6 protein-coding genes are annotated in these 7,391 nt (G+C 52.8%); all 6 read left to right on the top strand.

Going from position 1 to position 7,391, the window contains the following annotated elements:
* Nucleotides 1-237 precede the first annotated feature (237 nt).
* On the top strand, nucleotides 238-1,443 hold the full coding sequence (locus HQL52_19365) for a tyrosine-type recombinase/integrase (protein ID MBF0371601.1): 1,206 nt from the start codon (nucleotides 238-240) through the stop codon (nucleotides 1,441-1,443).
* 115 nt (nucleotides 1,444-1,558) lie between these two features.
* Entirely contained in the window at nucleotides 1,559-2,398 is an 840-nt protein-coding gene (locus tag HQL52_19360; protein ID MBF0371600.1) for a hypothetical protein, read from the top strand.
* A 307-nt stretch (nucleotides 2,399-2,705) separates the two neighbouring features.
* A complete protein-coding gene (locus HQL52_19355) occupies nucleotides 2,706-2,945 on the top strand; it encodes an AlpA family phage regulatory protein (protein ID MBF0371599.1) in 240 nt (79 codons plus the stop codon).
* A gap of 461 nt (nucleotides 2,946-3,406) precedes the next feature.
* On the top strand, nucleotides 3,407-6,208 hold the full coding sequence (locus HQL52_19350) for a DUF927 domain-containing protein (GenBank protein MBF0371598.1): 2,802 nt from the start codon (nucleotides 3,407-3,409) through the stop codon (nucleotides 6,206-6,208).
* Between the two features lie 482 nt (nucleotides 6,209-6,690).
* Nucleotides 6,691-7,077 carry a hypothetical protein gene (locus HQL52_19345; protein MBF0371597.1) on the top strand — a complete coding sequence of 129 codons (387 nt, stop codon included), beginning with the start codon at nucleotides 6,691-6,693 and terminating at the stop codon, nucleotides 7,075-7,077.
* On the top strand, nucleotides 7,078-7,391 hold a 314-nt coding region (locus tag HQL52_19340; GenBank protein MBF0371596.1), incomplete at its 3' end, for a hypothetical protein.

Genomic DNA, 7,391 nt, shown 5'->3' with positions numbered 1-7,391 from the left:
GTGGTTTACGGCAACGGTCTTGAAAACCGTCGAATCGAAAGGTTCCGTGGGTTCGAATCCCACCCCATCCGCCATTTTTAAGTCCAACACAGCCCAAAGAAACTCAAAAAGTCTTTAAACTTCAACGCCAATCTCTATATGTTTGTCCAGAGACATCCAGAGAAAAGCATTGACAGCCAGGATTTTTGTCGGTACTTGTGACGGTATGTTCAGATACCGACAAGGGAGGTACCGTCAATGCCACTCACTGATACCGCCATCCGCAAGGCAAAGCCCGCCGACAAGCCATTCAAGCTGGCCGATGGCGGGGGAATGTATCTGCTGGTAAAACCCGCCGGGCGATATTGGCGGTTGGACTTCCGATTCGCAGGGAAACGGAAGACCATGGCTTTGGGTGTTTATCCAACCTTGACGCTGAAGGAGGCTCGTGCCAAGCGGGAGGAAATAAAAAAGCAGTTGGCGGCAGGGATTGATCCGATGCTGGCCCGAAAAGAAAAGAAGCGCCAAGCAATGGCGAACGCCGATCATTCTTTTGAGAGGGTTGCCAGAGAGTGGATGGAAAATGAAGCCGCCCGATGGACCCCCCGCTACGCCCGTTATGTTCTTAGCCGCCTGGAAGCGGATATCTTCCCGGCATTTGGTCACCAATCAGTTTCTGTCATCAAGCCCATGACAGTCTTGGATGCGCTTCGAGCCATTGAGCGACGAGGGGCAACTGATCTTCCCAAAAGAGTGCGCGCAGTTGTCTCCAACGTTTTCAAATATGCCGTCATCACAGGAAAATGCGAAAGCAATCCAGCGGCAGACTTGCAAGGAGCACTCAAGGCACATGTGGTCACACACCAGAAGGCTATTGATGTGCAAGATTTGCCAGAGTTGCTGCAAGCTATTGAAAGCTATGATTCCTTGGCCGGGGGGGATCTCCAAACCAAGCTGGCTCTGAAGCTGTTAGCCCTGACCTTCGTCCGCACCAGTGAAATGCGCTTGGCCACCTGGGAAGAGTTCGACCTTGAAAAGGCGGAATGGCGCATTCCAGCTGAACGCATGAAAATGCGTGCCCCTCACATAGTCCCCCTCTCCCAGCAGGCTCTGGAGATCATCCAGCAACAACATGCCATCAACGGTGCATTCCAGTGGGTCTTCGCTGGCCGAATGCCCCGCCGCCCGATGTCGGAAAATACAGCCCTGTATGCTCTCTACCGCCTGGGCTACCGGGGGCGGATGACCGGGCATGGCTTTCGGGCCGTGGCATCTACCATCCTGAATGAAATGGGATTCCGGCCTGACGTAATTGAACGCCAACTGGCCCACAAAGAACGCAACGAATCCCGAGCCGCCTACCACCGCAGCCAATACATCGAGGAACGCAAGGCAATGATGCAGCGTTGGGCAGATCACTTGGATGCCCTACGGAATAGCGCTGAGGTGGTCCCTATCAGGTGAAAAGCTTAGGGGCACACTCACCCACCGAATACCCGGTCTACCGCGACGGCGGGAAAAGGCGGCTCTCCTCCGTTCTGGCCGGGTTACTCTTGGAGACGCTTGGAGAGCGTGAACGATGATTACCCAGTCCAGGAATATTTTTCGTGAGCCCTTGCCATGGAAAAAACTTGATGATTTGTTTGGCATCATAGCAAAAACTTTAACTTACAAGAACGAACCTGTTTACGATTATGAAACAAAGCGGCGTGAACAGTTGGAGTCAGAAAGGTCTGTTTTAAAAGAGTCGCCATACTCACTTGAAAAACAACACTATTTCTATGAGTGGTATGCGCGTCTGGATGATTTCAATAGAGATATAGAAGAAATTTATAAAATTTCTTGGATGAAAATTCTTGAAAACTTGGATTGCGAAAAATTTATTGGGTTTGGGTTAACATCTCCTCACATACCTCAACCAAAAACAATCCCCCCTCACGAATGGCATTTTTTAGATATTGATCCGATGAGCGCCCAGGCATCAGGGCCAGATTTGCAGTATGTTGGTATTCGCTTCCTGGTTTGGGCAGAGTTGGACTCCGATCAGAGGGAAATTGTTTCGGCTTGGATAAGGCAGGCACAGAGTGAAGCAAGTCAAACTCAGGGAATGCCCCCTATCAAAACCCAAGGCAAACAGGAGGCTCAGGGATGCCAGGAAGGCAATGCAGTTACCCACTCTGATGAAATTGATGGGGATAGCAACGGGGGGCTTGAGTTAGCGCGTAAACAGGTGCCTAAAGGGCCATGGCAAGAAATGTACCAGGAGTGGATTGAAGAGGCAAAGAAACTTCAGGAAGAAAATCCCACCTGGACAAAAATAAAAATCGCTAAAGAAATTTCGAAAAACTCTAAGCTCAATCCAAAAGCGCGCGACTCGGAAACCATCAGACGTAGGATTTCTCAATATATTCCCTCTTAGTGCAACGTAGAAAACCCGCTCCCTCAGGGTGCTGTTAGAGTTTAACTGCTCTATCCATTGAACGGCTTATCCCCTTTTAGAGGTTATCCCAAAGTCACTCCCTCTGGGGGGACTTCACTAGTTTTTTGCCCAACTTGCCCAACTTGCCCAATCCGCCCAAATCCATAATTCTGAATAAAACAGCGATATTTCAAAAAGTTGCAAGCGAATTGACGAATTAAAAAAACTCTTCCCTTGCCCAAAATGCCCAGCGATTCTTGCCGTCATGTTCAACTCAACCTAATGAGGTTTAATGATGGCAAAAGCAATGCAGCGGTCACCCCTCCTTCCAGATGTGGGCTTTCTCCGTCTGAGTCAAATTATTGGAGATCCCAATGCTGTCCCCCCAATACCGGCGATTGTTCCTGTTAGCAAGTCAACTTGGTGGAATGGTGTGAAAACTGGACGTTTCCCCAAGCCCGTCAAATTAGGGCCGCGTACGACGGCATGGCCTGTCGGACCTATTAAGCAACTGATAGCTGATTTGAGTGGGGAGGTGTCTTCATGAGCATCCATAAAAATGAGAGCCAAAAGACCCCAGATTCGGCCACTTTTACCCAGAAGCAATCGACTCCAGCACATCCGGCAAGGGTAAACCCCACATCTAGGAGGAAAACACGACAGAAACCTGAAAAAGGGCCTTCTCACGACCCCATCAAGATCGCAAAGAACCTGAAAAATAGTAAAAGAGCTGCCATCAATGCGATGTGCTGTCGCTGCGTTTGCGGTCCAGATGAGCCGGGTTGGCGGGGAACCATCAGGGGATGCACCGATAAAGGGTGCCCTCTTTGGGGCCAACGACCCTACAAAACTGGGGAGGGTTGATCGATGAAAGAAGAGCAAAACCCCGGTGAGAGCCGGGGAATGCAGGCGTGTCGTGCTGGGGAGCCGAACACCTCGCATTCTCCATCATTTCATCCAAAAAATCAATCTACAATATCCCTGGGACCCCGCCCCAAACAAGATACCATGCAAAAGGCTGATCGCTCCCAACTGGATGTTGGCTCCATTCGGGAGGCGGCGAAGGGGAAGTGGCGGAACATCCTGGCTAACTTGGGGGTGGCCCCATCTGTCCTTGATGGCAAACACCACCCCTGCCCAAATTGTGGCGGCACAGATCGGTTCCGCTTTGATGATCGGGACGGAAGCGGATCTTACTACTGCAACGGATGCAACCCCGGCGATGGTTTTTCGCTGGTCGGTAAAATGTTGGGTTTGAGTCCCAAACAGGACTTCCCCATCATTTTGGAGCGGGTGGCAGATCTGGTCGGGGCCTCCCCCGTACCACCGGTTGGCAAGCCCAGCCAGAAGAAAAAGGCCGAAACCTGGAAACCCATCACCCCAATTCCTGATGAAGCGCCGGAACCGCCCAGCCATTACAGGATGGGGGAACCGTCCCAGCGGTGGACCTACTGCGATGCCGAAGGGCGAGTGCTCTTCTACATCTCCCGGTTCGACAAGCCAGATGGTGAAAAGGAAATGCTCCCCCTAACCTTCTGCCAGGGTACTGACGGTAAATTACAATGGCGATGGAAAAGTGTGCCTGCCCCCCGCCCCCTTTACAATCTGAAAGGCTTGGCTTCCCAGCCAGATGGTTGGGTTCTGGTGACCGAGGGGGAGAAGGCAGCAGATGCTGCCAACATCCTCTTCCCAGAATTGGTGGTCACTACCAGTCCAAACGGTTCAGCATCAGCACACCAGGCAGATTGGTCCCCTCTGGCTGACCGCCGGGTGATAGTCTGGCCTGACCATGACGAAAAAGGATTGGCCTATGCCAACAAGGTGACCGATATCTTGCACCAAGTTGGAGCGATGTCTGTGAAATGGCTGCGGCTAGATGCTTTCCTAGATCTGCCTTGTTTACCACAACGGGAAAGTTTACCGAATGGCTGGGATGCGGCTGACGCAATTGCGGAAGGGGTTGATCAGGAGGCAGGCCGGGTTTTTCTGGAGGATTCCAGCAATCTGATAACGCCACCCCAGGAGAATAAAGAACTTCTGGATCAACCTGGCGTTGGCGGTGGGGCCATCCAAGAGCGAAAAATCGAGGTCCAAGCTAATGAAGAAGTCCACGGCAAGTTTCCCTTTGAGGTGGTGGAAGGAGTTAAAAACCGGCGCAACGGAACCTATTATCTGCCCCCAACCGATGATGATGAGCAAGCTCAACCTGTCTGGTTTTGCGATCCGTTGCACATCACAGCCCGCACCCGGGATGCCTCCCAGACTAACCATGGGCGGCTTCTTGAATTCAAAGATCCTGATGGCCACAAACACTCCTGGGCTATGCCCATGGAAAACCTTGCTGGTGATGGTGCGGATTGTCGGCGAACGCTCCTCTCCATGGGGTTGGGCATCACACCCAACCGAAAGGCCAGAGAACACCTCTCCACCTATATTCAAAACTCACTACCTGAGGCTGTAGCCCGTTGTGTGGAGCGGACTGGTTGGTATGGTGATGTGTTTGTTTTTCCGAATGAAACCATCGGGGAAAATAATGAGCGGGTTATGCTGCAATCTATTTCTGGAGATCTGCAAGGTTTTGAGGCAGCAGGCACTCTAGCTGATTGGCAACAGGGGGTAGCGGCCCGTTGTGTAGGAAATTCCAGACTGGTATTTGCGGTGAGTGCTGCCTTTGCTTCTGTCCTTCTCCACCTGGTCGAGGAAGAATCGGGGGGGTTCAACTTTACTGGTCAAAGCTCCACCGGCAAGACGACTGCGTTGACCGTCGCGGTTTCTGTTTGGGGTGGGGCGGAAAGGTTGCAACGCTGGCGGGCTACCTCAAATGGTTTGGAGGCAGTGGCCTTGCTTCACAATGACACTCTTCTTTGTTTAGATGAATTGGCCCAGGTTGACCCACGAGAGGCTGGGGAAATCGCCTACATGTTAGCCAATGGTACCGGCAAGGCTCGTTCCAGACGGGATGGTACTGCCAGAAAAAAATCGACTTGGCGGCTACTTTTCCTGAGTGCTGGCGAGATCGGCTTGGCCGAACACATGCGGGCGGCAGGCAAACGGTCCCGGGCCGGTCAGGAGGTAAGGCTTGCGGATATTCCGGCAGATGCAGGAGCTGGCTATGGCCTATTTGAAAATCTGCACGGCCATCTTGGGGGGGCAGACTTTTCCAGGGCTATTAATACTGCAGCACGATCTTTTTATGGCACACCTGCCCGGGAGTTCATCAACCGGCTTGTTTCCAGACTGGAAGGGATGGCCCCCGCCATTGAAGAATACCGCCAGGAGTTTCTGAACGAAAGCCTTTCCCCCGATGCCGATGGACAGGCCCTCCGGGTGGCCGGACGTTTCGCCCTGGTGGCTGCTGCTGGGGAGTTGGCAACCGCCTTGGGGGTAACCGGCTGGCAAGAGGATGAGGCATTCTCCGCCGCCCGGATCTGCCAGGAAGCCTGGATTACCGCCCGGGGTGGGACCGGTCCCCAGGAAATTAAAACGGCCCTTGCCCAGGTGCAGTTGTTCTTTGAGAAGCATGGAGAGAGTCGTTTTTCAAACAAAACAGAGATCAATGCGCGCCCCACCATCAACCGGGCAGGTTTTTTTCAGGTGGTAGAAGACCGTATCGAATACTGGGTATTTCCAGGGGTGTTTCGGGAGGAAATATGCCAGGGGTTGGACCATAAATTTGTCACACGCCTGCTGAAGGAGCAGGGATGGATTGCCCCGGGTAACGATGGGGTAGCGACGGTCAAGCCCAGATTGCCGGGAATGGGACCAACCCGTTGCTATCACTTCATTTCCCTGGGCGGGGATGAACCATGAAAGACCATTTCGCTGCCTGGCGCCGTCCCACGTCCCACCAGAATAGTGGGTTTACAAAGCCCCCTGAAAAAATGCTGGACGAATCCAGTTTAACTTCTGGCCGGGAAACTGAAACCCCATCAGCGCTTACAGCCCGCCCATCTGCAAAATTGGGTGGGACAACTGGGACCTGTGGGACGCATCCACCAAACGCTTGGCGGAAAAGGTTTTTCTTCAACCCCATGGTGTCCCACCCGACGGGAAGCGACAGTGGGACAACTGGGACGGCTGATGGTGACACAATCCATAGCCCTGACAGCGTCCCACCTGTCCCACCTGTTGAAAAGGACCAGTGGGACACAAGGACGGCATGGAAGCCCTGTATTCATGCGGATTTGCGGGATATGTCCCACCCGTCCCACCTGTCCCACCAACAAACTGAGGAGACTTGCTCGCAACAGAGCAAGCGGTTTTCAGTTTTGGAATTTGAGCCACTTCCCCAAGTGGCCGATGATCACCGACGCCGCATTCTGGAGGCCATGTTCCGGTTTTGGAAAGAGCATGGCCCTCATCTGGCTGAATTGGGATGGAGCCCAGAACGTCTTTTCAGTGGCCTAGACCCGGCAAGGGCGACGACCTACGACGATATGCCCGCTCTGCCTCTGCTTGTTGCCAATGGCGCTGAATTGACCCACGCCGACATAGGCCGACTGGAATTCAAGGCTCAGGGGAGTACTCTGGTCTGGATTAAGTCTGGGGCGTGGTTGGGAGGGATGGCAGCTGAAGACTGGATCGAGAAGTTTGAAGAGAGAGCGGCTATCAGGGAATACGATGGCGGCTTTTCTCGGGAAGAAGCTGAGCGGCTGGCAGTCGAGGACATGAGCCTATGAATGCAAAATCTATTTGCCTACCCGGCATCTCTGGAGATGATGATGAGTCATTGTGATTTTGGAGAGCGACCTGTGAAGCGTAAGAATGACATGAAAAATCAAAGTGCTGAAAGAATGGCCCGCTATCGGGAACGCCGAAAAAGAGGTGTGGTTCGTGTCATTTCTCTGGAGGTGTTCGACTTTGACCTCCCTGTTTTAAAACGGTTTGCTGGTTTGAATGACGCGCCACACTCACCTGATGCGCTAACAGGGGCTGTGGGGGAAATCTTGGAGACATTGCGAGAGGCACACCCTGATAGGCTGGTCAGGGATTT

This window comes from Magnetococcales bacterium (assembly GCA_015232395.1).
Classification (GTDB): domain Bacteria; phylum Pseudomonadota; class Magnetococcia; order Magnetococcales; family JADFZT01; genus JADFZT01.
The sequence above is the reverse complement of the archived record's forward strand: the minus strand, read 5'-3'. Positions and strand labels throughout refer to the sequence as shown.